The following is a 25,046-nucleotide window of genomic DNA, read 5'->3' as shown; positions in this document are numbered from 1 at the left end:
CCAGAGTTGCAGGTTGCTCCGTCTTTTCCGTTGCGGATAGGGTCTTACTCCATTTGTTGATTGCGAATGGTAATGATATGTATTATCGTTTGCAACAAAATAATCATGTGTTCTTCATTTAAACTGCACTTTGTTTACAATTTGCCCTTTCAGACTTAGCGAGACGACGATGAACTCAAAAGCGGCCATCACCATCACCTACTGTTCCCAGTGCAACTGGATGCTGCGCGCCAGCTGGATGGCGCAGGAGCTGTTACATACCTTCAGCACCGACATCGCCTCGGTGACGCTGGTGCCGGGGACCGGCGGGATCTTCACGATCAATGTCGACGGTCAGCAGATCTGGGAGCGCAAGCAGGATGGCGGTTTTCCGGATGCGGCCGAGCTGAAACGCCGGGTGCGCGATGTCTGCTTCCCGGAGAAGCCGCTGGGCCATGTGGATAAAGGTGACCAGAAGGGGTGACAACCCCCTCCGGACGACAAGCGCCCGGAGGAGAAGCCGTTAGTGGGCTAACTGCACGTCAACCAGCACGCTTTGTCGGCGAGTGTGTATGAGGGATACCGCTTCTTCCAGCACGCCGGGGAGATCTTCGGCCCGGGAAACCGACAGGGCCGCCGCGCGGCTGGAGGCGGCGATCGCGGCGAAATCCGGCGAGGTGGTAAAGGCGGTGGCCGGAATGGTTTCCGCGCGGGCCGCGTAGCCGTCCGGGTAGAGCGCTTTGGTGCCGCCCGCGACGGCGCCCCATCCGCCGTTATTTCCGACCACGACGAGGACAGGAAGCTTCATTACCTCCGCAATATGGTGGCAGACCGCAGGGTTGGCGAAAAGGTACGACCCGTCGCCGACGGCGGCAATAATCAGCTCTTCCCGGCGCGCAAGCTGCAGCCCCAGCGCGATGGGCAGGGCTTCGCCCAGGCCGCCGGCCAGCGCTTCCTGGTAATAGCTCTCGGCATGGGTCAGTCCGGCAAACTGCGGCAGCGTGGTCAGTTCAGAAACGATCCGGCCGCGGTGTTGATTAGCCAGATGGCCGAGGCAGTAGCTGAGCCAGGGTTTGGTAATGGCCCCGGTCTGGCTGGCATGGAGAAGCGCGTCGCGCTGGTTTTTCTGTTGCTGGATGCGGCTCTGCGTATATGCCGCCCGCTCCGCCACATGCTGCTGGCGGGCGGCCTGCAGCGGGCGCAGCGCCTCTTCCAGCAGGCTGAAGACTTCATCGGTCTCGCCCGCCAGGTTGATGTCCGCGCGATAGCCGCGCACCGGGTAGCGGGAGAAGAGCGGATCGGGGCCCATCTGGATCACGGTGCAGTCCTGGCGACAGTCGCCCTCGGCGATCATCCATGGCGCCTGCGAGTCGACCACCAGAATCACATCGGCGTCAGCGAGCCAGACGCTGGGATCAGCCCCGGCGAGCAGGGGATTATCGGCGCTCAGGGTCACCTCGGTGCCCCAGTATTCCACCAGAGGGATCGCCCATTCGCGCACCAGACTATCGAGGCGCGCAAAGCCTTCCGCCGTTCGGGCGCCGCGCTGGGCGAAGATGACCGGGTGTCTGGCGCAGGCGATTGCCTCGGCTGCGCGGGCGATATCTTCCCGGACTGGCGCATAGCGGACCGGCTGCTGCGAAGGGCCAGCCTGCAGCGCGGCCTCATCGACGGCAAAGGTTTCGCACAGTGGCTCACGCGGTAAGCTCAGGTAGACCGGCCCTTTCGGCAGGGAGCTGGCGATCGCCCAGGCCCGGTCAACATGCTCGCCGATCTGATCGGCCAGCCGCAGTTCAAAATCCCACTTCACGGATTCACGGATCAGCGCCGCCTGGTCGCGCATCTCCTGGCCGTAGCCAATCGGCGTATTACGGCAGCCGAAGTGGGAATGTTCGCTTATCGGCGTGCGGCCGCCAAAAATCAGCACCGGAATATTGCTGTTCGCCAGATTGATGACGCCGCAGGCGGCGTTGGCTAGCCCGACGTTGGTGTGAACCATCACCGCCTGCACCTTGCCGGTGCCGAGGTAATAGCCATGGGCCATGCCGATGGCGGCGTTTTCATGCGGGCAGATCACTAACTCCGGTACCTTTTGCCCGGTCGCCCGGGCCTTTGCCCAGGCTTCAATGACTGGAGGATAATCGGTGCCCGAGTTGATAAAAATATACGCCACGTCCAGCGCCTGTAGCCGATGCAGTAACAGTTCAGCAGCCGATAATGTGATAGAGGCCATATTCTCTCCGTATTCACGCGGTGTAATCGCGGTAATTAAAAGGTTAAGAAAATAAATCCGCCCATCGTAATGATGGAGGCAATAATACTCAGCGCCATCGTCGAGGCCATTTCCTGCTCGCCGGTTTTATACTGCATAGCAATAATTATCGCGATGGAGCCTACCGGGATAGCCATCGTCAATACGACTTCCTTTATTTGCTCCATGCTGAAGCCCATTTTTAATAAAATGAGATAGCAGGCGCCGGGGACCAGAATATTGCGGGCGATAACGGTGATAATGGTAGCGGTGGTGATAACAATGCTGCGCGTATAGAGCACGATCCCGGCGGCAAACAGCGCCAGCCCGCCAGAGGCTTTGCCCAGCAGACCCAGCGACATCGAGATAGTCTGCGGAATATGGATATCCGCCAGCACGATGATCAGGGCGATCACCGGCGACCAGACCACGGGTTGTTTAATGGCGTTCACCACCCGTGCGCCAAAGGAAATATGCTGGCTCTTATCGCCGGTGGCGACCGACATCAGTATCATCACCAGCGGCAGCTGGAAGACGTTTTGCGTGATGCTGGACACGGTGATCAGCGACGCGCTGACGGTGCCAAATAAAAAGGCCAGCACTGAGGTGCCGATAAACGGGACTGCCGGCGAGCCGATGGCCAGCGCCTGCAGCGTACTGAGGGCGAGGTCGCGTCGAAACAGATAGCGGGCGACCAGTAAGGGAATGACGAAGCTGAGAATCAGCGCCAGGATGATAGCCACGGCGACCGGGCCCATGGTCATGACGATGTGTCGCGGCGTCATCACCATATTGCTGAAAATACTTAGCGGCAATGCGTAGAGCATCACAATTTTATTGATGTCTCCCGCCTGCTGCCAGTTAAAGTCTTTTCGTTTACCGCTAATATAGCCGATGATGACGGTAATGATGACCGGTAATATAGCGCCTGAAATTAATAGAATATTGTTCTGTGTCATGGTGATATATTCTCATTATAAATTATCTTCGGTTCAGAAATGTGTTTTGCCGTGGGTGGTGAGATAAATAAATCCTTTTGAAGTATGCGTTCCGGTGATTTTTGAGCGTATTGATAGCGATATTTATTCGCTAAAAAAGGGCGCAGGGGAAATGCAAAAACCGTTTATTCAATGAGTAAATATCATGCCAATGAAATTTAAGCAGATTCAGGCATTTATTACCGTCGCCCGCGAAGGCAATATGACCCTGGCCGCAGAGAAAATGGGGATCACCCAGTCGGGACTGAGCCGACTGCTATTGAGCCTGGAAGCGGACCTGAGCGCATCCTTATTCGAACGACATAAGCACGGCATGGCGTTGAGCGAATATGGCAGCGCCTTTTTACCCTACGCGCTGACGATGCTGAATACCGAACAAAAGGCGCGCGAGGAAATTGAGCTCATCCGCGGCGCCGGGAAAGGCATTCTGCGGATTGGCTGCGTTTCCAGTCTGCTGACCAGCCATTTCATCGATAAGCTGGCGGCTTTCCATCAGCACCATCCCCAGATCCATCTGCGGATCGTCGACCGCATTGACTCCGAGCTGTATAAGCTGTTGCTGATGCACGACATCGATATCGCCCTCTGCGGTCCCTTACCGCATGATGAGAAAATCGTGGTGCGGGGCAAAATTAACTGGCAGGACCGGATCTGCATCGTCGCCAGGCAGCACCACCCGCTGCATCAGGCGGCGGACGTCACCCTGGAGGCGATGCTGGACTATCCGTGGATTATGCCGCCGCCGTCTAGTACGCCAATGAACATCCTGGCGGATATCTTTCGCGCCCGGCAGTTGCCCTGTCCGCAACCGGTTATTGAGTGCGCCTCATCCTCGGCCATTAAGGCCTTTCTGTGCGAGAGCGATCTGTTAACGTCAATGCCGGCCCCGGTTTACCGACACGAAGAAGCGCTTGGCCTGCTGCGCCCGTTTGAGCTCGAGGGCAGCGTTTTTATCCGGGATTTCTATGCCTACAGCCATTTCGGGGTTCTGTCCGGGGCAGCCCTGCAGTTGATTCAGCATCTGAAGCAGTGAGTCTGGTCGGGTATGGATATTAAGGTGTATGATAAATACACCTTAAGAGCAGACGAAAGGCGGGGAGATGGGGAAGCGTATCGAACGGGAAAAAATGACGATTCAGCGGATGATTGCCCTCTACCAGCGGCGCAGTCCCGAGGCGCAGGCCGATGATGCGCACTATCAGGCGCTGAACGCCTACGCTGACAAGCGCCTTGATAAGTGCGTGTTTGGCGAGAATAAACCGGCCTGCAAGCAGTGTCCGGTGCACTGCTACCAGCCGGCGAAGCGCAAGGAGATGAAGCAGATTATGCGCTGGGCCGGGCCGCGGATGCTCTGGCGCCACCCGATCCTCACTATTCGCCATCTGCTGGACGACAGGCGCCCGGTGCCGCCGCTGCCGGAAAAATATCGACCGAAAAAGTAGCGGCTTTCCCTGGTCAGCGCTGCGCAGCCGGGCGACAAGTCGTGCTCTTGTAGCCCCGGCAAGGCGTTAGCCGCCACCGGGGATAATTGCTGAAGTTTTCTGTTTCTGACTATCGCGGATCGTGCTTGCGACAAAGGCGACTACAAACAGCGCGGTAAACAGCACCACGATAGTCGGCGCTGGCGCGCTGTCGAGATAAAACGCCAGCCACACCCCTCCCGCCGAGCAGCCGATGGCCACCGCTACCGCCAGCAGCAGGGCGTGGATAAAGCGTCTCACCAGCAGAAGCGCGATCGCCCCGGGGGCAATCAGCAGCGAAATCGACAGAATAATCCCCACCGACTGCAGCGTCGCGACGATGGTCAGGGCGATCATGCACAGCAGGCCGTAGTGCAGCAGTCCGCCGCGCAGGCCGCTGGCTTTAGCCTGCGTTGGATCGAAGGCGTGCAGCAAAAAATCCCGCCATTTGAGACCGATAATCAACGCAATCACCAGTGCGATCGCCGTCGTTTGCCCAATATCGCTGAGGGAGATCCCCAGCATATCGCCGAACAGGATATGGTCGAGATGAACATCGGACTGGATCGCTACGTACAGCACCAGTCCGGCGCCAAACATGCCGGAGAAGACAATCCCCATGATGGTATCGCGCTTGAGTCGGCTGTTATCGTCGAGAAAACCGGTCGTCACGGCGCACAGCAGACCGGCGATAAACGCGCCGATGGCGAAGGGGATGCCGATAATGTAGGCCAGCACCACGCCCGGAAAGACCGCGTGGCTCATGGCGTCGCCCATCAGCGCCCAGCCTTTGAGCACCAGAAACACCGACAGCAGCGCGCAGGGAATGGCGACGACGATCGATATCGCTATCGCATTGACCATAAAAGGAAACTGGAACGGGGCCAGGAACAGGTTCAGCATGCGGCCTCCCTGGCGCGGCGGCGGCTGGCCAGCAGGCCGTGCTTCGGCGCGAAGATAAAGGTGATGAGGAACAGCAGCGTTTGCGCGACCACGATAATGCCGCCGGTGGCGCCGTCGAGATAGTAGCTGAGCCAGGCGCCGAAGAAACTGGTCAGGCTGCCGATAGCCACGGCGATGGCCAGCAGGCGCGGGAAGCGATCGGTTAACAGCCACGCGGTGGCCCCGGGAGTGACCACCAGGCAGATGACCAGAAAGGCGCCGACGGTCTGCAGCGCCGCCACGGTGCAGGCGGCCAGCAGGGTAAAGAACAGCAGCTTCAGGCCGCGGGTGTTCAGGCCAATCGAGCGGGCGTGGTGTTCATCAAAGAAGGTCACCATCAGGTCTTTCCACTTCAGCAGCAGAATCGCCATTGAGATAAAGCCGATCGCCGCCAGCTGGATAATATCCTCCGGGGCGATGGCCAGAATATTGCCGAGGATGATGGTCTGAATATTCACCGACGTCGGATTCAGCGACACCATAAACAGCCCGATCCCGAAGAAGGAGGAGAAGATCAGCCCGATAATGGCATCCTCTTTTAGCCGCGAGCGCTGTTGCAAAAACAGCATGCTGCCCGCCGCCAGGCCGCCGGAGAGAAACGCGCCGAGCGCGAAAGGCAGGCCGAGCATATAGGCCCCGGCGACGCCGGGCACAATCGAGTGGGAGAGGGCGTCGCCAATCAGCGACCAGCCTTTGAGCATCAGGTAGCAGGAGAGAAACGCGCAGACGCCGCCCACCAGCGCCGACACCCACATCGCATTGAGCATATAGTGATAGCCAAACGGCTCCAGCAGCCAGCTCATCGTGGGCCTCCCGCCGCGCGCCGGCTGATAAACGGCCACTCGTCATCGGTGATAACCTGCGCTTCCCCGCCGGTCAGCGCGACGTGGCGCAGCACGCCGCTGAAAGCCCGCTCCAGATTCTCGGCGGTGAAGGTGGTTTCTGTCGGGCCGCTGGCCAGCACGGTGCCTTTCACCATCACCGTATAATCACAAAATTCACTCACTGACCCGAGGTTATGGGTGGAGACCAGCATGGTACAGCCCTCATCGCGGAGCTCGCGCAGCAGGCTGATGATCCGCGCTTCGGTCTGCACATCGACGCCGGTGAAAGGCTCATCCAGCAGGATCACCTGACCCTGCTGAGCGATGGCGCGGGCAAGAAAGACGCGCTTTTTCTGCCCGCCGGAGAGCTCGCCAATCTGCCGATGGCGGTACTCGCTCATGCCCACGCGGGCCAGTGCGGTATCGACAATCTCGCGATCGCGCGGCTTTGCCCGCCGCAGCCAGCCCATATGGCCGTAGCGGCCCATCATCACCACATCCTCCACCAGCACCGGGAAGGACCAGTCCACCTCTTCCGACTGCGGGACATAGGCGACCAGGTTCTGGCGCAGCGCGCGGTTGACCGGCTGGCCGAGTATGGCGATCTCGCCGTGGCCGACACGCACAAAGCCCATCAGCGCTTTAAACAGCGTGGATTTACCCGAGCCGTTAACCCCCACCAGCGCGGCAATGGAGCCGCGCGGCACGCTGAACGAGGCGTCGCGCAGGGCAGTGTGGCCGTTGCGCCAGGTGACGGTGAGCTGGTCGACATACAGTCCCGCTTGCGCTGCATTCATGGCTGCTTCCTCATCCCGTCCTGGATACCGTTGACGATGGTTTCGGTGGTGACGCGCAGCAGGTCGAGCCAGGTCGGCACCGGGCCGTCGGCGGCGCTCAGCGAATCGACATACAGCACGCCGCCGTAGTGGGCCCCGGCTTCCCGCGCCACCTGACGCGCCGGTTTATCGGAGATGGTGCTTTCGCTGAAGATGGTCGGGATGCGTTCTTTCTTCATGGTGTCGATAACCTTGCGCACCTGCTGCGGGGTGCCCTGCTGGTCGGCATTGATCGGCCACAGATACAGTTCGCGCAGGCCATAGTCGCGGGCCAGATAGGAGAAGGCTCCCTCGCTGGTGACCAGCCAGCGCTTATCCGCCGGCAGCTGCGCCAGTCTGGCCTGCAGCGGCGCCATCGTCTGACGGATCTTCTCTTTGTAGGCCTCGGCGTTACGGCGATAGGTGTCGGCGTGAGGCGGATCGTACTTCACCAGCGCATCGCGAATGTTATCGACATAGATCAGGGCGTTATCTGCCGACATCCAGGCATGGGGATTGGGCTTCCCGCTATAGGGGCCCGCGCTGATGCCCATCGGCTGGATCCCCTCGCTGACCACCACCTCCGGAACGCCCTGTAAGTGCTGATAAAAACGGGCAAACCACCGTTCGAGATTAAGCCCATTGCTGAGGATCAGCTGCGCCCCCTGCGCGCGTTTGATATCGCCGGGCGTGGGCTGGTAATCATGGATCTCCGCGCCCGGTTTAGTAATGGAGCTCACGTCGGCGGCGTCGCCGGCCACGTTCTGCGCCATATCGGCGATAACCGTGAAGGTGGTGATAACCCTGAATTTCTCCTGCGCGGTGGCCGGCGTCGCGGCCAGCAGAGCCAGCGCGCTGGCCAGCAGCAATGATTTCAGCGGTGTCAGGTGTAGCATAGGATCCCTCGCAATGGTGTGGTTAATTTCCCAGCGTTTATAGCCATTGCTATGTTATATAGCACAAGCTATTTATAAATGAAAATAATTCTTATTTGCATGCGTGGGTAATAATGAGCCGGGAAACGAAAGCGCGAAAAGGGGAGGTAAGTCTGGCCCGGCGCCAACCGGGCGAAGATCAAGAGATATCGGCGACCGACTGGCGCGGGATCAGGCGGCCAGCCAGCGAGCGGCCCTCGGCGGTGAAGGTTGGCCGGTCGTCAATCAGGCTGCGAATACGCTGAATACAGTTATCCAGCAGCGCCTCCAGTGGCCAGGAGATGCAGGTCAGCGGCGGGTAGAGCAGCGAGGCGAGCGGGGAATCCTCAAGGCTCAGCAGGGAGACCTCCTGCGGGACGGCGATGGTGAATTCGCGCAGCAGACGCATCGCCTCAGCCGCGTAGCGGTCGCGTTTAACGATAATGACTGAGTATTTACTGAAGCTGTTAATTAAGGTCAGCAGCGCCTGCTCGACGTCATCGTTGGCCGTCAGCACCAGCTGACGGTTAAAAGGAATGGAGTAGTTCTGCAGGACGTTGCGGTAGCCTTCCAGCATCTGACGGCTGGCATCGTCGCTATCGCTGTCCACCAGCAGGGCGATGTTGCGGTGTCCCTTGCCAATCACATAGCGGCAGGCGCTTTCGGTGGCAAAGGCGAAGTCATAGCCCTGGCTGTTGCTCCCGGCGACGCCGAAGCGGTCAAAGGCGATAACGTTGCGCGGCGCGTCGGCGGCAACGGCGCCCAGCACCACCACCGCCACGCACTGGCGCTGCAGATCGTCGATTACCGCCGCCTGCTCTACCGGGTCGCTGACGTACTGGACCAGCAGGCTTTTATTCAGCCCTTTCAGCGCCTGAGAGAGCAGCGGCAGCAGACGTGCGCCGTGGCTTTCGTCCTGCGCGGAAATCACCAGACCAACGTGGCTGGATGTCTGACTGGCGAGGTTTTGCGCGGCAAAGCTCGGGCGATAGTTGAGTTCTTCAACGGCCCGCAGCACAGCTTCCCGGCTCTCTTCGCGCACGCCCCGGGTGCCGGTCAGCACGCGGGATACCGTCGCTCTTGAGACATTCGCTAATCTTGAAACATCATCAATCGTTGGCATGGCTTTTTCTGTCTGAACATTTTCGCCTAGCTTAACATACCTGCTGAAAAAAGTGTCTACCGCTGCCCTTGCGCGGCGCCGGGAAGCCGGGGCAGCCAGGCCGCGCCGCGCACGCCGCTGGCGTCGCCGAAACGGGCCGGTTTGATCTGCGTGCGGCAGGTGTCGGAGAAGATCCACGGCACGATGGCGGCAGGCAGATCGCGATAGATCTGGCTGACGTTGGACAGACCGCCGCCCAGCACAATCACCTGCGGGTCGAGAATATTGATCACCGACGCCAGGCTGCGGGCAAAGGCATCGATAAAGTGTCGCCAGTGGGCCAGCGCGTGCGGATCGCCGTTTTGCGCCGCGGCGACAATGGCTTCCGCACGGGCTTGTTCCCCATAGCGGCGGGCGAAGCCGGTACCGGAGAGAAAGCTTTCGATGCAGTTCGTTTTGCCGCAGTAGCAGGGCTGCGGCGGGCCATCGCGCTCAGGAGTATAGCCCGGCAGCGGATTATGCCCCCACTCCCCGGCGATAGCGTTGGGGCCGCTGAGCAGCTGTTGATGAACGGCGATCCCGCCGCCGCAGCCGGTACCGATAATCACCCCGAAGACGGTGGTAGCTCCGGCGCCGGCGCCATCCACCGCCTCCGAAAGGGTGAAGCAGTCGGCATCGTTTGCCATCCACACCGGCTGGCCAAGCTGCTGCATGATATCCCGGCGCAGATCGTGACCGTTGAGCACCAGGCAGTTGCAGTTTTTAATGCGTCCGCTTTGCGGATCGATAGCCCCGGGCAGGCCGATCCCCAGGGTGAACGGCTGCGGGCTGACCGCGCGAATATCGGCAATCAGGGTCAGCAGCTGACGCATAAAGGCGTCATAGCTCTCTTTGTGGGTCGGCCGGCGCAGGCGCTGGACGCATTCGCCCGCCGGGTCCAGCAGTACGGCTTCCATTTTGGTGCCGCCAATATCTATTCCAAGATGTAACATAGTGACCTCGGGGAATCAGGCCCGGCCAGCGCGTCTGGCCGGGCAAGGCGCTAGGCGTGAAGCGGCTGCGCGCGGTAAATCGCAATCAGTTCGGCAATAAGCTCTTTCGCCAGAATGGATGTCATCAGGTGATCCTGAGCATGGACCATTACCAGCGTCATTTTGGTTTTTCCCTCGCCTTCGTCAGCTTCGATAAGCTGGGTCTGTACAAGGTGAGCTTCGCGGGAATAGTGCGCCGCTTCCTGCATTTTGGCGTCGGCGGTGGCGAAATCACCCGCTTTAGCGGCGTGCAGCGCTTCGTAGCACAGGCTACGTGACTGGCCGGCATTGATGATGATCCCCATCACCTGTTCTTCTAATTCCATGATTATCCTCTGAATCGTTAGCGTTAAGCGGTTTGCGCCGCGTTGTCAGCCTGGCCGACGGCGTTTTCACGCTCCTGGGCCAGCAGCTGTTTTTCGTAAGCTTTGAGAAATGGCAGGTACATCACCATGGCGGTGGCCATACAAATGAGGCACAGGATCACCGGGCTAAAGCTCCAGTTCGCCGCCCACGAGGCGCCGATAGGCGCCGGCGTTGTCCATGGCGTCATCGACACTACGCGGCTGACCAGGTCCAGCTTCAGCGCGAAGTACGCCAGGGTCGCGTTCACCATCGGCACCAGCACGAACGGCAGGAAAAACAGCGGGTTCATGATGATCGGCGCGCCGAAGAGGATCGGTTCGTTAATATTGAATACCCCAGGCACGACCCCCATCCGGCCGATCGTCCGCAGATGCACGGCCTTGCTGCGCAGCAGCATCAGCGCCAGCGGCAGGGTGGAGCCGACGCCGCCGATCAGCAGATAGTGATCCCAGAAGCCCTGGACATAGATGTGCGGGATAGCGGTGCCAGCGGCCATGGCCGCCTGATTGACCGACAGGTTGGCCATCCAGAACGGGTTCATGATCCCGGTGACGATCAGCGCGCCGTGGATCCCGGCGAACCACAGCACCTGACAGACCAGCACCGACAGCAGGATCGCCGGCAGCGTATCGGAAGCCGCGACCAGCGGCTTCACCAGCGACATGATCGCTTCCGGAATGATCATCCCCAGCTGGGCTTCGATAAACAGGTTCAGCGGATGCAGCGTCAGAATGATCGCCAGCACCGGGATCAGGATTTCAAACGAGCGCGCCACCCCGGCAGGCACTTCCGGCGGCAGGCGAATGGTGATGTTATGCCGTTTGAGGAAGGCGTACAGCTCGGTGGAATAGATGGCCACCAGAATGGCGGTAAAGATCCCCTGACCGGAGAAGTAGGCAGTAGAGATCTGGCCATCTTTCAGCGGCGCGGCTACCAGCAGAAACGACATCAGCGACAGCATCCCGGCGGTCAGCGAGTCCAGATGATGGTGTTTGGCGAGGCTGGCGGCGATCCCGACGGCGATAAACAGGGTCATCACCCCCATGCTGAAGTTGAACGGCAGCATCAGCGCATCGCGATGATCGAGCGAAAATTGCAGCCAGGCGCGTGCAAACCCCCACGTCGTATCCGGAGAAAACGGCGGGAAGATAAACACCAACAGGAACGAGCCGACGATCATAAAGGGCAGGGCAGTGATAAAGCCATCGCGGATCGATGTGACATATTTTTGCTGGCCGATCGCGCCGGCCATAGGCGTGATCTGCCGTTCGATCACGTCGATCAGTTTAGCGTACAGAGAGCTCATGATCTTTCCTTAGTTCTTGTTTTCGATAAGGGAAAGGGCGAAATCAAGGACCGCGGCGCCTTTTTGCATGCCGTAGTCCATCATATTGATGGGTTCGACGCGGATACCGTATTTATCCGCCTGTTTTTGCAGATCCTGCTGCATGTATTTCACCTGCGGCCCCAACAGCACCACCTGATAATGGCCGACCTGTTCGGCGAACTCCGCTACGCCATAGGCGTTGATCTCTACCGGCAGGCCCCGCTGTTCGGCTTCCGCAATCATTTTTTTCATCAGCAGGCTGGTGGACATGCCTGCTGAACAACACAACATAATTTTTTTCATAATTACCGCTCCTGATGAGGTTGGATGAGCGGACTATAGTCAAAATGGATGCATTACGGAAAGCGCTTTCCGTTTGTGGATTTATTAATTGTGACCATGATCACCTATGGCAGGCTTTCACTTTCCGGTGTTGTGGGCGATCATCCCGGCGAGACAACCATTCGCAAAGGTAGGAGTATGAACATTCAGTTAATGAATGTGGCCGTGGACATCATCGAGCAGCGGCTGGCGCCGCTGGCGAATGTTCTGACGCGCAACAACCACATTACGGCGATGCGCGATAGCTTTGCGCTGGCTATGCCCTTTGTGATTGTTGGCAGCCTGTTAGTTCCCATTTTGTTTCCGCCCGTTTCCATCGACGGCGCCTCGCGTTTCGGCCAGGTCTATTTGCTGCTGCGGCCTATCCTGCAGCCGACCTTTCAGCTAACTATTGGCCTGGTGGCGCTGATTGTCGCCTTCGGCGCCAGCGCCAGTCTCGCCAAGCAGTACCGTCTGCCGGAACGGCTCTGCGGTTTAACCGGGTGTCTGGCTTTTCTGCTGTTTATCGGCTTTCGCGAGACTGCGGTGAGCAATGTTTATCTCGGCGGTATGGGGATATTTACCGCCCTGATATCCAGCACCTATTCCATTGAGATAATTCGCTTTTTCTACAAAAAAGGCTGGTGCATTCGCTTGCCTGATGAAGTGCCGCTGATGACCCGCAATGGCTTTCAACTGCTGATCCCGCTGCTGGTGGTGATGCTGTCGATAAGCGTGATGAATGCCATACTGCTGCAGACCACCGGACGCATCGTACCGGAGTTGATCAGCGAAGCGGTGCGGCCGCTGGTGCTGGCGTCCGACACGCTGATGGCGGTACTTATCTCTTTATTTATCTGTAACTTACTCTGGTTTATCGGTATCCACGGCGCGCTGATCATCACCGGGATCATGAACCCCTTCTGGATGACCTATTTGTTTGAAAATCAGCAGGCGCTGGCGGCGGGTTCGCCAACGCTGCCGCATATTTATCTGCAGGGGTTCTGGGATTTTTACCTGCTGATCGGCGGTATTGGCTCCACTTTGCCGCTGGTGCTGATGGCGATGCGCAGCCGCTCGCGGCAGCTGAAAAGCGTGGCCAAGATTGGCCTGCTGCCGTCGCTGTTTAATATCAACGAGCCAATACTGTTTGGTTTTCCGGTGATCATGAACCCGGTTTTTTTACTGCCGTTTCTCTTTGTTCCGCTGATAAATGCCTGTATCGCATGGTATTTAACTCAGCTGGGTATCCTCGACCGCGCGGTGGCGATGCTGCCATGGTCGATGCCTTCCCCGCTGGGGGCAGCATGGTCGGCGAACGGCAGCTGGAAAAATTTGTGCATGAGCCTGTTCGCGATGTTTAACGCCTGGATGCTCTATCGCCCCTTCTTCAAAGTGTACGAACGTCAGCTCGCGGAAACCGAACGCTGATCCTCTCGCCGTCGGCGGCTTATCCTCCGGCGGCACCTGCTCATCTCCTCCTCCTTCCGCTCCACTGCCGGCGCCCGGCGGCATTCTTGTAATTTTATGTGATCAGTCTCACGAATATATTCGCCGCAGAGCTAATTTTGTGAACCAGATAGGCAATTATGGAAAGCGCTTTCCGTAAGTGGATGTACATTTCCGTTTTTGATCCGTAAATTTCCCCTCCGTTATCGGTTCGTGTTAACAAACATAACGTGGGAAAAAAATAATGATAAAGCTGAAACACTCAATACCTCTGGCTCTCCTCTCGCTGGCAGGGGCCAGCAGCCCGGCCTGCGCCGATCCGAAGTATGATTTTGCGCTGCATGGCTATATCCGCTCCGGGATCCTGGCGAACTCCGATGGCAACCGCGCGGACTCCGTCGGCCTGATGCCGGACGGTAAGTGGCGACTGGGCAACGAAGAAGACACCAAGATCGAACTGATCCCCACCGTGACGCTGACGGCGGACAGCGGCGTGGTGGCGAAAGTGCAGGCCAACCTCACTCACCAGTCGAAATGCACCTCCGACTGGAACTGTCAGGATGACGATGGCCATGACGTACAGTTTCGTGAAGGGTTCGCCGAGCTGAGCAATCTGGATTTTGCGCCGGAGATGACCTTCTGGGCCGGTAAGCGCTATAGCAGCTCCAACACCTCCAGCCATCAGTTCGACTGGGAGTACATTCAGTACAACGGCACCGGCGGCGGCTTCGACAACATGGATCTCGGCTTCGCCCGCTTCGACGCCGGGGTGTACGCCTTTTCACCCACCGATGAAACCAAAGCATACCCGGTGGATAAGGGAGATCAGGGCTACCCGGATGACTATTCCCTCAACCTGTGGCTGAAAAAGATCGCGGGGACAGGCTTCGATCTGGAGCTGATCGGCCACCACATGAACCGTAACGAAAACCATCCGACTTCCGCCGAGAAGGGCTATGGCGTGACCGGTATTTATAACTTTGACGGCTTCTATGGTCTGACCGGAGGATATTCCCGCCTCGCATTGCAGTACGGGAAAGGGCTGGCGGCGGGTGACTCGCTGGGTAAAAACGGCTGGGGCTGGGCCAATCTGGAAAACACCCAGTCCTGGCGAGTGGTGCTGGATAGCGTGGCCTCGATGGGCGACCTGGAGATCTCGACCTTCGCTTTCTGGCAGAAAGATAAAAACTACCGCTGGTGGACGGAAGATGAAAATGGCTGGGGACGCTCGATGTGGGTCGCTGGTATCCGCCCTTATCATCAGATCACCCGCAACTTTGCCATGCAGTACGAGCTGGGCTACGAATACCTGGATGACAAAAACTACAAAGGGGTAAACGGCAAAGGCAAAGGCGGCCTGACCAAAGTCACCGTTGCGCCAACGCTGACCTTTGACTCCGGTTTCTGGGCGCGTCCGCAGCTGCGCTTCTTCGTCACCTACGCGAAGTGGGATAAAGGTGTCTCCGATGCATTAGACGGTAACTACAACTGGGACACCAATACCATCACCGCCGGCGGGTATTCCCGCAGTGGCTCTACCGATACCGTTAACTTCGGCGTACAGGCCGAGGTCTGGTTCTAAGGAGAGAGAACGATGAAGCCGATGAAAAACCTGCTGCTGATGGGGCTGCTGTCCGCGCTGGGGGCCGGCGGGGCGCTGGCCGCCGAGCGCTCGCACTTTACGCACTTTATCACTCGCGACGGCGCCACCCTCAAGGACGGCGACAAGGTGTTTCGTTTCGCCGGGATCCACGCGCCGGAGCTGCACCGCATTGAAGACGACGCCCGCGGCCCCTGCAGGGCAGACCCGCGCGGCTGGGGACAATACTTTAAATGGCCAACGGCCCAGGAGCAACAAAACTGGATCCAGGCGATGGTGCAAACCGGGGCGAAAGCCCAGCGCGTCTACGTGCTGTCGGTGCAGCAGGAATTTGATAAGGCCTGCGGGCGCGAGACCCATATTCTGGCGCCGGAAACGGCGGACGGCATGCCGCGGCTGAATGAGAAAGCCATGCGGGTGTATGACAACATGATTGCCGAAGCGGATAAACAGGGATTGCGTCTGATCCTGCCGTTTATCGACCACTGGTGGTGGTGGGGCGGGCGCGAGCAGCTGGCGGCGTTCTATCATGAAAAAGCGGAAGACTTTTATCGGACCGATAGCAAGACCTTCAAAGCCTATCTGGATGTGATCCGCCAGGTTATCACCCGGACAAATACCGTCACCGGCCGCGCCTATTATGATGAAAAGGCGATCATGGCCTGGGAAACCGGTAACGAGCTGGAGGATACCAACGCCGATTTCCTGCATCAGACCGCGGCGTGGATTAAAAAGTGGGCCCCTCATCAGCTGGTGGTGGATGGCACCTATAAGAAAATTAATCCGTTTGCGTTGACCGACCCCAATGTGGATATCGTCAGCAATCACTATTACACCAATGCCGATAATAACCATCCCGGGCAGGTGACGCAGGATCTGCGCGCCGTCGGCGGACAAAAAGTCTATCTCGTCGGCGAGTTTGGCCTGCTGCCGGCGGATCAACTGAACGCCATTATGCAGTCGATTGTTCACAGCGAGGTCAACGGGGCGCAAGCCGCCGGCGGGCTTATCTGGGGCTTCCGCGGCCATCGTCACGACGGCGGCTTCTACTGGCATAAGGAGTCGACCGGGCACTATAGCTACCACCTGCCGGGGTTTGCCAAAGAAGGCGAAGCGAACCAGGAGCAGGCGGTGGTCGGTCTGGTGCGCACCGCCGCGGCGCAGATGGCCGGGCAGCAGACGATGGCGCCGCTGCCGAAGCCGGACGCGCCTTTGCTGCGCGAAACCACCTCGCCCTTCGCGATCAACTGGATGGGCGCTGCGGTGGGACGCAGCTACGATGTCGAACGCGCCGCCTCACCGACCGGGCCGTGGACGGTGGTGGGCCGGGATATCTCCGATGGCGTTAACGAATGGAATCCGGAAACCATGGTTCTGTTCCGCGACGATTATCGTCAGCTTCAGCTCGGGCACACGTATTACTACCGGGTGACGGCGAAAAACGAGAGTGGTCGTTCGGCCCCTTCCAATGTGATTAGCGTGCAGCATAGCGAGGAGAATCAGCCACCGGTTGTCACGCTGGAACCGGCCCTAACCACCACGCAGGACCAGGGCGTCGAGCTTACGGCCAGCTGGCAGGACGATGGCCTGCCGTCGCGAGAGGTTAAGGTGGGCTGGCAGCACGCCGGCGATGGCCAGGTGCATTTCTGCCATGCCGATCGGGCTCAAACCCGGGCCTGGTTTACGGCGCCAGGTACCTATGCGCTGACGTTCACGGCGGACGATGGGCTGTTGAAAAGCAGCAAAACCGTGACCGTGACGGTGGGCGAGGCGGCGGGGAAAGCGCCAGCGGATTTCTGTCGTTATCACGGCGAAGTTTATGGCGTGGCTGAGGGGCGGCTGACGGTGATGAAGAGTGATAAAGACGCGCTGGCAGTTGGCGAGGACGGCTTCCTCGGCCCATTTGCCAACGAGGGGGATAAGGTCAGCTGGCAGGTGCAGGCGCCGTGGAGCGGTCAGTTCCTGCTCAATGTAACCTTCAACGGCAAATGGGGCGGTAAGCAGAACTCATTTGTCGTCAACGGGGGCGCTCCGCAGGCGGTGGCCTTCCCGCAGACGGATGAGCAGGGCCAGCAGCTGCGGATACCGGTGACGCTTAAAGCCGGGAGCAATCAGATTGACTTCGGCCGCTTCGCCGGCGACTGGGGCTATATGTTCATTAAATCGATCGAAGTGGTCGCTGAGTAGTACGTTCAGGCTGCGCCAGACGGGCGCAGCCTTTTTTCGAAGGAGAGGTTATGCAGCAGTATCAGTTTCCGCAAGGGTTCCTGTGGGGGGCGGCGGCGTCCGGCCCGCAAACGGAAGGGGTCACCAATAAGCGCCATCGTTCCATCTGGGACAGTTGGTTTGCCGAACAGCCGGAGCGATTTTATCAGCAGGTAGGGCCGCAGACCGTGTGTGATACTTATCATCAGTATCCGCAGGACGTGGCGCTGATGAAACAGACCGGCTTCAACTCATTTCGTACCTCGATACAGTGGTCACGACTGATCGCTGATTTGGAAACCGGCGCGCCGGACCCGGACGCGGTGCGTTTTTATCACGCCTATCTGGATGAGATGATCGCTAACGGCATTGAGCCGATGATCAATCTCTACCACTTTGATATGCCGGAAGCGCTGCAGAAACAGTACGGCGGCTTTGAATCGGCGTACGTAGCCGAGCTGTTTGCCCGCTTTGCCCGCACCGCCTTTAGCCTGTTTGGCCATAAGGTTAAATACTGGATAACCTTCAACGAGCCGATTGTGCCGGTTGAGGGAGGCTACCTGTACGACTTCCACTATCCATGTAAGAAAGATGGCCGGCTGGCGGCGCAGGTGGCGTTTAACATTATGCTGGCGCACGCCAAAGCGGTAACGGCTTATCGTGAACTGGCGCTGGCGGGCGAGATCGGCGTGGTGCTCAACCTGACCCCGAGCTATACCCTCACCGACAGCGACGCGGATAAAAAAGCCGCCGGGTATGCCGACCTGTTTTTTAACCGCAGCTTCCTTGACCCGCTGGTAAAACATGAGTTCCCCAAAGCGCTGTGCGAGATCCTTGCCGCCCACGACTGCCTGCCGACGACCAGCAAAGACGACGCGGCGTTGATCCTCAGCGCGGATATCGATTTTCTTGGGGTAAACTATTACGTGCCGCGGCGGGTAAAAGCGCGTGAGAGCGAATATGACCTCGATTATTTCACTCCGGAATACTATTTCGAAAACGCGGTGAACCCGCAGGGCCGCTTTAATCCTTATCGTGATAACAACGAGATCCTGCCGCAGGCGATCTATGACATTGCCGCCAATATTCGCGATAACTACGGCAATATTAAGTGGTATCTCGCGGAAATCGGCATCGCGATGGATCGACAATCAGAGGGCGAGCCCGGGGCGGACGGGGTGATAGACGATACTTTCCGCATCCAGCTGATGGAGGAGCATCTGGTGCAGCTGCATCGGGCGATAGCCGACGGCGCGAACTGCTTTGGCGTGCACCAGTGGACGTTTATCGACAACTGGTCGTGGATCAATGCCTTCAAACGGCGCTACGGCTTCTGGCGACTGGATCTGGAGACCGGCGAGCGACAGATAAAACGCAATGCGCTGTGGTTTGCCGAACTGGCGACCAGCAACGGTTTTACCAGCGATAAATAGCGCGCTGCGCCAGCGCTCCCTCTCACCGGCGCGGAAAGGGGGAGCGCGCGAGGTTACACCAGTTCGTCTTTATTAATACCCAGCCGCTTCATGCGTGACAGGAGCGTGGTGCGCTTGAGCCCCAGCCGCTGGGCGGCGCCTTTCGGCCCGGCCACCACGCCGTTGCTCTCCTTCAGCACCCGGACGATCAGCTGATATTCATCCTCACCTTCCTCAGGCAGGACCGCCGGCGTCCGCGGGGCTTCCACGATATCCCGCTCCGGCAGGGAGAGCTGCAGTACATTGCCGCGGGTGAGCAATACCGCCCGTTCGATAACGTTTTCCAGCTCGCGCACGTTGCCCGGCCACTCCATACGCGTCAGAGTGCGCAGGGTTTCCGCCGGAATGCTGTCGATATTGCGCCCCATGCGGCGGGCGATTTTAAAGGTAAACGCCTTCACCAGCAGCGGAATATCGTCGGGACGTTCGCGCAGCGGCGGCAGGTGGATCGGGAACACGTTGAGCCGGTAGTAGAGATCGCTGCGGAATTCCCTGTCGATAACCATCTGCTTGAGATCGCGGTTGGTGGCGGCGATCAATCGAACGTCGGTCTGAATCAGCTTGTTGCTCCCCAGACGTTCGAACTCCTGCTCCTGGAGGACGCGCAGCAGTTTGGGCTGCAGTTCCAGCGGCATATCGCCCACTTCATCGAGGAACAGGGAGCTTTTGTCCGCCAGTTCGAAGCGGCCGATACGCTGGGCGCTGGCCCCGGTGAACGCGCCGCGTTCGTGGCCGAACAGATCGCTCTCCAGCAGCCCGGCGGGCATAGCCGCGCAGTTCATCTTCACCATCCGCCGACCGTTGCGTCCGCTGAGGTTGTGGATAGCGCGGGCGATAAGCTCTTTGCCGGTGCCGGTTTCGCCGAGGATCAGCACGGTGCTGTCGCTCTGCGCCACCATCTCTACCTGCTTGAGCACATTGTTCATCGCCTCGCTGCGGCCGATAATCTCCCCGAATTCGCTCTCGACATTATTGAGCTGCTCGGTGAGCGCGAGGTTCTCATCCACCAGCCGCTCTTTCAGGCGCTGAATTTCGCGGTAGGCGAGGGCGTTATCGATAGCGATCGACACCCGCTCGGCGATCTGCCGCAGCAGCTTGAGATTGGTGGTGGTGAAGACCTGTTCGTCGCACTGCGCCAGCTTAAGCACCCCGAGCAGGGTATTGCCGGACATCAGCGGCAGCAGGCACAGGGTCTGGATCTTATTGCCCCACATCTCGAAGAGCATTTTCTCATACGGCGCGAGAGTGTCATGTTCGTGCAGATTAAGCAGCAGCATCTCTTTGCTTTTGAACACGCGCTCGGTGAGGGTGCCGGCTTCATCCACCTCGCTCTGGTCGTGAACCGGGTGGCTGGCGTCAAGATAATGCGTGGAATAGATGTTGAGCTTCCCCTTGCGGTCGCTGCGCAGCACCACGCTGATGGCGTCGATCCGGAAGTAGCGATGGATCTCTTTCGCCACCTCGCTGACCAGCTCGTCGATATCCAGTCGCGAGAGCACCGCGTTAGTGATCGCCACCAGGATGCGAAAATTGTCGCGCTCGTGGCACAGCAGATCGTAATCGACGTTATTGCTGACCCGGTTCTGAATCTGTTCGGTGACGACGGCGACGATCTGCGCGAAGGTATGCAGCCGCTGGAACTCTTTCTCGCTCCACGGCCGGTTGTCACGGCGGAGGAATTCGCAACCGCCAAAGATCCGCCCGTCCGCCGCCAGCGGCAGCAGCGAGTAGTAACCGAACGGACGATACAGTCCGCTGCGGATAAGCTGCGGCCAGGTATCGGCAAAGGTTTCATGATCGCAATGCAGGGCATCCGGCCGGGAGAGTAAGCGACGCACCGGACCGTGGGCCAGGACGGTTTCATCCTCGTAGCTTACCGGATGGCCGGCCTCATCGCAGGCGTACCTGGCCGCGCGGTGATTACCCGCGTTCCACAGGATGATGGCCGCCTCATCGGCCAGCGCGGACTGTTGCACCAGACGGGTCAGAGTTTCGCTTAGCGCGGCCAGGTCGGGCTGCTGTAATAAAAGCCGGGTGATATCGAACAGCCCCTGCTGGCCGAGATCGCTCATCGGTGTATACGACATTGCTTACGTCCAAAACGCGCCGACAACGCGGCGCATAAGAAAATGATGGTACAAATAATAGTATGTTAATAAAGCGGTTATTGCCGCTTTAACCCATCCATGGGCGCCCGCTGGTTTGGGCAAAATAATTACGCTGGCTTTTTCCCGGCTCGCGCTGCGCTTAGCCGGGCTACATGTGCGCGCAGTTTTGTAGCCCGGATAAGGCGCCAGCCGCTATCCGGGACCCGACGCCGTCGTTAACAAATTCTCGGCAGCGGTTCGGCGTGGGGAAGATCGAGCGTCCGCTTCACGCCGTACAGCCCAACGGAACGTACGCCCGGGCGGGCGACCACTTCGCCGATTATCGCCGCATCGCGTCCTAACGCGTGAGACCGCAAATGCGCCAGCGCGTTTTCCGCCTCGTCGCGGGCGACGGCGAGCACCAGCTTGCCTTCATTGGCGAAGTTCAGGGCGTCCAGACCAAGCAGCTCGCAGACGCCGCGCACCGTGTCGTTGACCGGCAGCGTTGCCTCCTGCAGTTCGATGCCGCAGCCGCTGGCGGCGGCGAACTCATGGGCGACCGCGTTAACCCCGCCGCGGGTGGCGTCGCGCAGGGCTTTCACTCCGCTCAGCGGGCGCAGGGTCTGGATAAGCGGCGTCAGCACCGTGCAGTCGCTGGACAGCGCGCCGTCCAGCCCCATCTGCTCGCGCAGGTTAAGGATGGTGGCGCCATGATCCCCCAGCGTGCCGCTGACCAGCAGCACATCACCGGCGCTAATCTGCTGCGTCCCCCAGTGAACGTCCGCCGGGATGGCGCCGATGCCGGCGGTGTTAATAAACAGCTTATCCGCCGCGCCGCGCGGCACCACTTTAGTGTCGCCGGTGACGATGGCGATCCCTGCCGCCCGGGCGGTGTCGGCCATGCTGGCGACCACCGCTTCCAGGGTGGCCATCTCCAGCCCCTCTTCGAGAATAAAGCCGCAGGAAAGATAGCGCGGGATGGCGCCGCTGACCGCCACATCGTTGGCGGTACCGCAGACGGCAAGCTTGCCGATATTGCCGCCGGGAAAGAACAGCGGGTCAATCACGTAGCTGTCGGTGGAGAAGGCGAGGCGGTCCCCCTGGGCGGCGAGCGCCGCCAGATCGAGGCGCGCCTGATCCTCCTGCTCCGCCAGCCAGGGGTTGGCGAAGGCCTGCATAAACAGGTCGCCGATCAGCTGCTGCATTGCCTGTCCCCCGCTACCGTGGGCTAACTGGACGCTTTTCATACTTCATTTTCCTGACTGCGATATTGATACCAGGCGGCGCAGGCCCCTTCAGAGGAGACCATTAGCGCGCCAAAGGCGCTTTGCGGATTGCAGGTGCTGGCGAAGAGCGGGCACTGGTGCGGTTTACAGCGGCCGGTCAGCACCTCGCCGCAGCGGGCGCGCGGGTCGTCGCACACGCGCTGCGGCGCCGGGCGAAAATGCGCCTCGGCATCGAAGCGCTGATAGGCTGGCGTAAGCTGCACGCCGGAGTCGCTGATGACCCCCAGGCCGCGCCATTCGCTGTCGCCATCCAGGCGGAAGACGTCGGCCATCGCCGCCTGCGCCAGCGGGTTACCCTCATCCGGCACCACGCGACGGTACTGATTTTCCACATCGCTGCGCTGCGCTATTGTCTGCTCAACCAGCATCACCGCGCCTTGCAGTAGATCAAGCGGTTCGAAACCGGCGACCACTAAAGGACGGTGATAGTCGCTGGCGATAAAGCCGTAGGCCTCAGTGCCGATCACCATACTGACGTGGCCCGGGGCGAGAAAGGCGTCGATACTGTTGTCCGGCTGGTCCAGCAGGCTGCGCAGGGTCGGCAGCAGGGTGATGTGCTGGCAGAAAAAGTAGAAGTTATCGACGTTGCGCTCTCGCGCCTGACGCAGGGTCAGGGCGGTAGCGGGCATGGTGGTTTCGAAACCAAGACCAAAAAAAACCACCTCGCGCTGCGGATTTTGCTGCGCCAGCCGCAGAGCGTCCATCGGCGAGTAAACGATGCGGACATCGGCGCCACGGGCTTTCGCCTGCAGAAGCGAGCCGTTTTTACCCGGCACGCGCATGGCGTCGCCGAAGGTGCAGAAGATCACTCCCGGGCGGCTGGCAATCTCAATGCAGGCGTCGATGCGCCCCATCGGCAGGACGCACACCGGGCAGCCGGGCCCATGAATAAATTCGATGTTCTCCGGCAACAGCTGGTCGAGCCCGAATTTAAAAATGGCATGGGTATGGCCGCCGCAGACCTCCATGATGCGCAGCGGTCGCGCGGCGGTGTGCGGCAGCAGACGAGCACGCTGCTGAAGATGGGCCACCAGCTGCATCACCTGTTCGGGGGCGCGGTATTCATCTACGTAACGCATTATCGCTCCTCGCCGTACAGCAGCGCGCCGACGTCCGGCTCCACGTCAAACATATTTTGCAGCGCCTCGAGGGTGTCGCGGGCTTCGGCTTCATTAATGACGCTCATGGCGAAGCCGACGTGCACCAGCACCCACTGGCCGAGCCGCGGCTGGCCCTGCTCATCTACGGCGCCGACCAGCGTCAGGTCGACGTCGCGCTGAATACCGCAAACTTCCACCTTCGCCAGCACGCCGTCGATGGCGCAAATTTGTCCCGGAATGCCTATGCACATCGCTGCGTCTCCAGCCAGGTGAGCCATTGCTCCATGCCTTCGCCGCTGGTGGCGGAGACAAGAATAATTTCAATATGCGGATTGACCTCGCGGGCGCAGGCCAGGCACCGCTCAACGTCGAAATTGAGATACGGCAGCAGGTCGACTTTGTTGAGCAGCATCAGGCTGGCGGCGGCGAACATATGCGGATACTTCAGCGGTTTGTCTTCGCCTTCGGTGACCGACAGCACCGCCACCTTATGGCGCTCGCCGAGATCAAAGCTGGCCGGGCAGACCAGGTTGCCGACGTTTTCGATAAACAGAATGCCGCGGTCAGCCAGCGGCAGGCGCGGGGCGGCGTCGGCGATCATCTGGGCGTCGAGATGGCAGCCTTTCCCGGTATTGACCTGAATCGCCGGGGTGCCGGTGGCGCGAATGCGGGCGGCGTCATTGACCGTTTGCTGATCGCCTTCAATCACCGCGCAGTCGGCGCGTCCTTTCAGCCGGGTGAGGGTTTCGGTGAGCAGGGTGGTTTTGCCGGAGCCGGGGCTGGAAACCAGATTCAGCACCAGCTGCTGTTTTGCTGCGAAGCGTGCGCGGTTGCGTGCCGCCAGGCGGTTGTTTTTATCCAGCACGTCGATCTCCACTTCCAGCATCCGCCGCTGGCTCTGCCCCGGGGCGTGGGTACCCGCTTCGCCGTGGCCGTAATGCAGGTCGCCCTCTGGCGTGCGGGTGGGGGCGAAGTGGTCGGTTTTGACACCGGTGATGGTCATCGTCTGGCGTGGGGCGGGCGCGAAGGGGGCGCTGCGGAACGCGGAATGCGGGTTTCGTTCGTCTCCTTCAATATAGAGGTTGCCTTCGCCACAGCCGCATGTTGTACACATAATTTACTCCAATTCTAAACGCTGAATCTGTAAGCCATCATCCGCCACGATCTGCAGCTGGTCGTTATTGCAGTGCGGGCAGCGGCGAACGTGCTGCGAGACAAGATGGACGTACTGCTGACAGCGATCGCACCAGCATTCAGCCTGTTGTTCGGTGATATGCAATTCACACCCCTCCGCCAGCGTGCCGCGGCAGACCAGCTCAAAGCAGAAGGTCAGGGCGCTGGCTTCCACGCAGGAAAATGCGCCGACCTTAAGCCACACGCCGGTAACCCGCCGCGCGCCGGCCTGCTGCGCCTGTTGTTCAATAATTTCCAGCGCCCGCTGGCTGAGGGTGATTTCGTGCATAGTCGCCTCCGTATCGCGATGCGCCTTCTATGCAATAACGATGCCAGAATGAAAT

General features: G+C 59.6%; 24 protein-coding genes. 7 read left to right on the top strand and 17 right to left on the bottom strand.

Translation table 11 applies throughout. The features are described from left to right. Positions 1 to 169 precede the first annotated feature (169 nt). Positions 170 to 463, top strand: a complete 294-nt coding sequence (locus BHE81_RS13665; RefSeq protein WP_004174667.1) for a SelT/SelW/SelH family protein — start codon at positions 170 to 172, stop codon at positions 461 to 463. Between the two features lie 39 nt (positions 464 to 502). Here the strand turns inward: BHE81_RS13665 and BHE81_RS13660 are convergent, their stop codons facing one another. Both BHE81_RS13660 and BHE81_RS13655 read right to left on the bottom strand, forming a co-directional pair. Beyond that, the gene (locus BHE81_RS13660; RefSeq protein WP_023301531.1) at positions 503 to 2,212 is read right to left on the bottom strand and encodes a thiamine pyrophosphate-requiring protein; all 1,710 of its coding nucleotides are present in this window, start codon (positions 2,210 to 2,212) and stop codon (positions 503 to 505) included. A 35-nt stretch (positions 2,213 to 2,247) separates the two neighbouring features. Continuing rightward, positions 2,248 to 3,189: an AEC family transporter gene (locus tag BHE81_RS13655; protein ID WP_002915041.1), complete on the bottom strand. Its 942-nt coding sequence runs from the start codon at positions 3,187 to 3,189 to the stop codon at positions 2,248 to 2,250. 184 nt (positions 3,190 to 3,373) lie between these two features. On the opposite strand from BHE81_RS13655, the gene BHE81_RS13650 reads away from it, so the two are divergent. Together BHE81_RS13650 and BHE81_RS13645 are read left to right on the top strand one after the other, a co-directional pair. Next, the gene (locus BHE81_RS13650; RefSeq protein WP_004181063.1) at positions 3,374 to 4,261 is read left to right on the top strand and encodes a LysR family transcriptional regulator; all 888 of its coding nucleotides are present in this window, start codon (positions 3,374 to 3,376) and stop codon (positions 4,259 to 4,261) included. A 67-nt stretch (positions 4,262 to 4,328) separates the two neighbouring features. Beyond that, a complete protein-coding gene (locus BHE81_RS13645) occupies positions 4,329 to 4,670 on the top strand; it encodes a nitrous oxide-stimulated promoter family protein (protein WP_023301532.1) in 342 nt (113 codons plus the stop codon). A 66-nt stretch (positions 4,671 to 4,736) separates the two neighbouring features. Here BHE81_RS13645 and BHE81_RS13640 read toward each other — a convergent pair whose 3' ends face one another. The 9 genes from BHE81_RS13640 to BHE81_RS13600 all read right to left on the bottom strand — a co-directional run bounded on the left by BHE81_RS13640 (position 4,737) and on the right by BHE81_RS13600 (position 12,312). Next, complete coding sequence (locus tag BHE81_RS13640; protein WP_004181059.1) at positions 4,737 to 5,591, bottom strand: metal ABC transporter permease; 855 nt, start codon at positions 5,589 to 5,591, stop codon at positions 4,737 to 4,739. Continuing rightward, positions 5,585 to 6,433, bottom strand: coding sequence for an iron/manganese ABC transporter permease subunit SitC (gene sitC / locus BHE81_RS13635; protein WP_004145794.1), 849 nt, complete (start codon positions 6,431 to 6,433; stop codon positions 5,585 to 5,587). Before sitC ends, BHE81_RS13640 begins: the two co-directional genes overlap by 7 nt. Beyond that, complete coding sequence (locus BHE81_RS13630; RefSeq protein WP_023301534.1) at positions 6,430 to 7,251, bottom strand: manganese/iron ABC transporter ATP-binding protein; 822 nt, start codon at positions 7,249 to 7,251, stop codon at positions 6,430 to 6,432. Before BHE81_RS13630 ends, sitC begins: the two co-directional genes overlap by 4 nt. Next, a complete protein-coding gene (locus BHE81_RS13625) occupies positions 7,248 to 8,165 on the bottom strand; it encodes a metal ABC transporter substrate-binding protein (protein ID WP_004185390.1) in 918 nt (305 codons plus the stop codon). Before BHE81_RS13625 ends, BHE81_RS13630 begins: the two co-directional genes overlap by 4 nt. A gap of 178 nt (positions 8,166 to 8,343) precedes the next feature. After that, positions 8,344 to 9,306 (bottom strand): LacI family DNA-binding transcriptional regulator, encoded by a 963-nt coding sequence (locus tag BHE81_RS13620; RefSeq protein ID WP_002915031.1) that lies wholly within the window; start codon positions 9,304 to 9,306, stop codon positions 8,344 to 8,346. Positions 9,307 to 9,362: 56 nt separating this feature from the next. After that, entirely contained in the window at positions 9,363 to 10,277 is a 915-nt protein-coding gene (locus BHE81_RS13615) for an ROK family protein (RefSeq protein WP_023301535.1), read from the bottom strand. A 50-nt stretch (positions 10,278 to 10,327) separates the two neighbouring features. Further along, positions 10,328 to 10,642, bottom strand: coding sequence for a PTS lactose/cellobiose transporter subunit IIA (locus BHE81_RS13610; protein WP_002914983.1), 315 nt, complete (start codon positions 10,640 to 10,642; stop codon positions 10,328 to 10,330). Positions 10,643 to 10,665: 23 nt separating this feature from the next. After that, on the bottom strand, positions 10,666 to 11,988 hold the full coding sequence (locus tag BHE81_RS13605; protein ID WP_002914981.1) for a PTS cellobiose transporter subunit IIC: 1,323 nt from the start codon (positions 11,986 to 11,988) through the stop codon (positions 10,666 to 10,668). Positions 11,989 to 11,997: 9 nt separating this feature from the next. Next, on the bottom strand, positions 11,998 to 12,312 hold the full coding sequence (locus BHE81_RS13600) for a PTS sugar transporter subunit IIB (RefSeq protein WP_002914979.1): 315 nt from the start codon (positions 12,310 to 12,312) through the stop codon (positions 11,998 to 12,000). A 177-nt stretch (positions 12,313 to 12,489) separates the two neighbouring features. Here BHE81_RS13600 and BHE81_RS13595 point away from each other — a divergent pair, with 177 nt between their 5' ends. The 4 genes from BHE81_RS13595 (at position 12,490) to BHE81_RS13575 (ending at position 19,017) form a co-directional block, all read left to right on the top strand. Then, positions 12,490 to 13,761 carry a PTS sugar transporter subunit IIC gene (locus BHE81_RS13595; RefSeq protein ID WP_024622941.1) on the top strand — a complete coding sequence of 424 codons (1,272 nt, stop codon included), beginning with the start codon at positions 12,490 to 12,492 and terminating at the stop codon, positions 13,759 to 13,761. A gap of 262 nt (positions 13,762 to 14,023) precedes the next feature. Further along, positions 14,024 to 15,361 (top strand): maltoporin, encoded by a 1,338-nt coding sequence (locus BHE81_RS13585; protein ID WP_002914972.1) that lies wholly within the window; start codon positions 14,024 to 14,026, stop codon positions 15,359 to 15,361. A gap of 12 nt (positions 15,362 to 15,373) precedes the next feature. Beyond that, positions 15,374 to 17,566 (top strand): CBM35 domain-containing protein, encoded by a 2,193-nt coding sequence (locus BHE81_RS13580; RefSeq protein WP_023301538.1) that lies wholly within the window; start codon positions 15,374 to 15,376, stop codon positions 17,564 to 17,566. 50 nt (positions 17,567 to 17,616) lie between these two features. Then, entirely contained in the window at positions 17,617 to 19,017 is a 1,401-nt protein-coding gene (locus tag BHE81_RS13575) for a glycoside hydrolase family 1 protein (protein WP_023301539.1), read from the top strand. 53 nt (positions 19,018 to 19,070) lie between these two features. Here the strand turns inward: BHE81_RS13575 and flhA are convergent, their stop codons facing one another. The 6 genes from flhA to hypA all read right to left on the bottom strand — a co-directional run bounded on the left by flhA (position 19,071) and on the right by hypA (position 24,991). Beyond that, complete coding sequence (gene flhA / locus BHE81_RS13570) at positions 19,071 to 21,143, bottom strand: formate hydrogenlyase transcriptional activator FlhA (protein WP_004185384.1); 2,073 nt, start codon at positions 21,141 to 21,143, stop codon at positions 19,071 to 19,073. Between the two features lie 236 nt (positions 21,144 to 21,379). Further along, positions 21,380 to 22,390 carry a hydrogenase expression/formation protein HypE gene (gene hypE / locus BHE81_RS13565; protein WP_023301541.1) on the bottom strand — a complete coding sequence of 337 codons (1,011 nt, stop codon included), beginning with the start codon at positions 22,388 to 22,390 and terminating at the stop codon, positions 21,380 to 21,382. Then, positions 22,387 to 23,508 (bottom strand): hydrogenase formation protein HypD, encoded by a 1,122-nt coding sequence (gene hypD / locus BHE81_RS13560; RefSeq protein WP_023286815.1) that lies wholly within the window; start codon positions 23,506 to 23,508, stop codon positions 22,387 to 22,389. The genes hypE and hypD overlap by 4 nt, the downstream gene beginning before the upstream one ends. Continuing rightward, a complete protein-coding gene (locus tag BHE81_RS13555) occupies positions 23,508 to 23,780 on the bottom strand; it encodes a HypC/HybG/HupF family hydrogenase formation chaperone (protein WP_002914934.1) in 273 nt (90 codons plus the stop codon). The genes hypD and BHE81_RS13555 overlap by 1 nt, the downstream gene beginning before the upstream one ends. Further along, entirely contained in the window at positions 23,771 to 24,643 is an 873-nt protein-coding gene (gene hypB, locus BHE81_RS13550; protein WP_004181043.1) for a hydrogenase nickel incorporation protein HypB, read from the bottom strand. Before hypB ends, BHE81_RS13555 begins: the two co-directional genes overlap by 10 nt. A gap of 3 nt (positions 24,644 to 24,646) precedes the next feature. Continuing rightward, on the bottom strand, positions 24,647 to 24,991 hold the full coding sequence (gene hypA / locus BHE81_RS13545; protein ID WP_004145778.1) for a hydrogenase maturation nickel metallochaperone HypA: 345 nt from the start codon (positions 24,989 to 24,991) through the stop codon (positions 24,647 to 24,649). Between the last annotated feature and the right edge of the window lie 55 nt (positions 24,992 to 25,046).

The sequence above is a fragment of the Klebsiella sp. AqSCr genome (assembly GCF_008452795.1).
Taxonomy (GTDB): Bacteria; Pseudomonadota; Gammaproteobacteria; order Enterobacterales; family Enterobacteriaceae; genus Klebsiella; species Klebsiella pneumoniae.
This window is presented reverse-complemented; position numbering and strand designations above follow the sequence as displayed.

Excerpts from the sequence above, each read along its gene's own strand:
- BHE81_RS13610 (WP_002914983.1), bottom strand. The coding sequence starts at position 10,642 with ATGGAATTAGAAGAACAGGTGATGGGGATCATCATCAATGCCGGCCAG.
- BHE81_RS13655 (WP_002915041.1), bottom strand. The coding sequence starts at position 3,189 with ATGACACAGAACAATATTCTATTAATTTCAGGCGCTATATTACCGGTC.
- flhA (WP_004185384.1), bottom strand. The coding sequence starts at position 21,143 with ATGTCGTATACACCGATGAGCGATCTCGGCCAGCAGGGGCTGTTCGAT.
- BHE81_RS13625 (WP_004185390.1), bottom strand. The coding sequence starts at position 8,165 with ATGCTACACCTGACACCGCTGAAATCATTGCTGCTGGCCAGCGCGCTG.
- BHE81_RS13640 (WP_004181059.1), bottom strand. The coding sequence starts at position 5,591 with ATGCTGAACCTGTTCCTGGCCCCGTTCCAGTTTCCTTTTATGGTCAAT.
- BHE81_RS13620 (WP_002915031.1), bottom strand. The coding sequence starts at position 9,306 with ATGCCAACGATTGATGATGTTTCAAGATTAGCGAATGTCTCAAGAGCG.
- BHE81_RS13595 (WP_024622941.1), top strand. The coding sequence starts at position 12,490 with ATGAACATTCAGTTAATGAATGTGGCCGTGGACATCATCGAGCAGCGG.
- hypA (WP_004145778.1), bottom strand. The coding sequence starts at position 24,991 with ATGCACGAAATCACCCTCAGCCAGCGGGCGCTGGAAATTATTGAACAA.
- sitC (WP_004145794.1), bottom strand. The coding sequence starts at position 6,433 with ATGAGCTGGCTGCTGGAGCCGTTTGGCTATCACTATATGCTCAATGCG.
- BHE81_RS13645 (WP_023301532.1), top strand. The coding sequence starts at position 4,329 with ATGGGGAAGCGTATCGAACGGGAAAAAATGACGATTCAGCGGATGATT.
- BHE81_RS13580 (WP_023301538.1), top strand. The coding sequence starts at position 15,374 with ATGAAGCCGATGAAAAACCTGCTGCTGATGGGGCTGCTGTCCGCGCTG.
- BHE81_RS13575 (WP_023301539.1), top strand. The coding sequence starts at position 17,617 with ATGCAGCAGTATCAGTTTCCGCAAGGGTTCCTGTGGGGGGCGGCGGCG.
- BHE81_RS13585 (WP_002914972.1), top strand. The coding sequence starts at position 14,024 with ATGATAAAGCTGAAACACTCAATACCTCTGGCTCTCCTCTCGCTGGCA.
- BHE81_RS13650 (WP_004181063.1), top strand. The coding sequence starts at position 3,374 with ATGCCAATGAAATTTAAGCAGATTCAGGCATTTATTACCGTCGCCCGC.
- BHE81_RS13615 (WP_023301535.1), bottom strand. The coding sequence starts at position 10,277 with ATGTTACATCTTGGAATAGATATTGGCGGCACCAAAATGGAAGCCGTA.
- BHE81_RS13660 (WP_023301531.1), bottom strand. The coding sequence starts at position 2,212 with ATGGCCTCTATCACATTATCGGCTGCTGAACTGTTACTGCATCGGCTA.
- BHE81_RS13630 (WP_023301534.1), bottom strand. The coding sequence starts at position 7,251 with ATGAATGCAGCGCAAGCGGGACTGTATGTCGACCAGCTCACCGTCACC.
- hypB (WP_004181043.1), bottom strand. The coding sequence starts at position 24,643 with ATGTGTACAACATGCGGCTGTGGCGAAGGCAACCTCTATATTGAAGGA.
- BHE81_RS13555 (WP_002914934.1), bottom strand. The coding sequence starts at position 23,780 with ATGTGCATAGGCATTCCGGGACAAATTTGCGCCATCGACGGCGTGCTG.
- BHE81_RS13600 (WP_002914979.1), bottom strand. The coding sequence starts at position 12,312 with ATGAAAAAAATTATGTTGTGTTGTTCAGCAGGCATGTCCACCAGCCTG.
- BHE81_RS13605 (WP_002914981.1), bottom strand. The coding sequence starts at position 11,988 with ATGAGCTCTCTGTACGCTAAACTGATCGACGTGATCGAACGGCAGATC.
- hypE (WP_023301541.1), bottom strand. The coding sequence starts at position 22,390 with ATGAAAAGCGTCCAGTTAGCCCACGGTAGCGGGGGACAGGCAATGCAG.
- hypD (WP_023286815.1), bottom strand. The coding sequence starts at position 23,508 with ATGCGTTACGTAGATGAATACCGCGCCCCCGAACAGGTGATGCAGCTG.
- BHE81_RS13665 (WP_004174667.1), top strand. The coding sequence starts at position 170 with ATGAACTCAAAAGCGGCCATCACCATCACCTACTGTTCCCAGTGCAAC.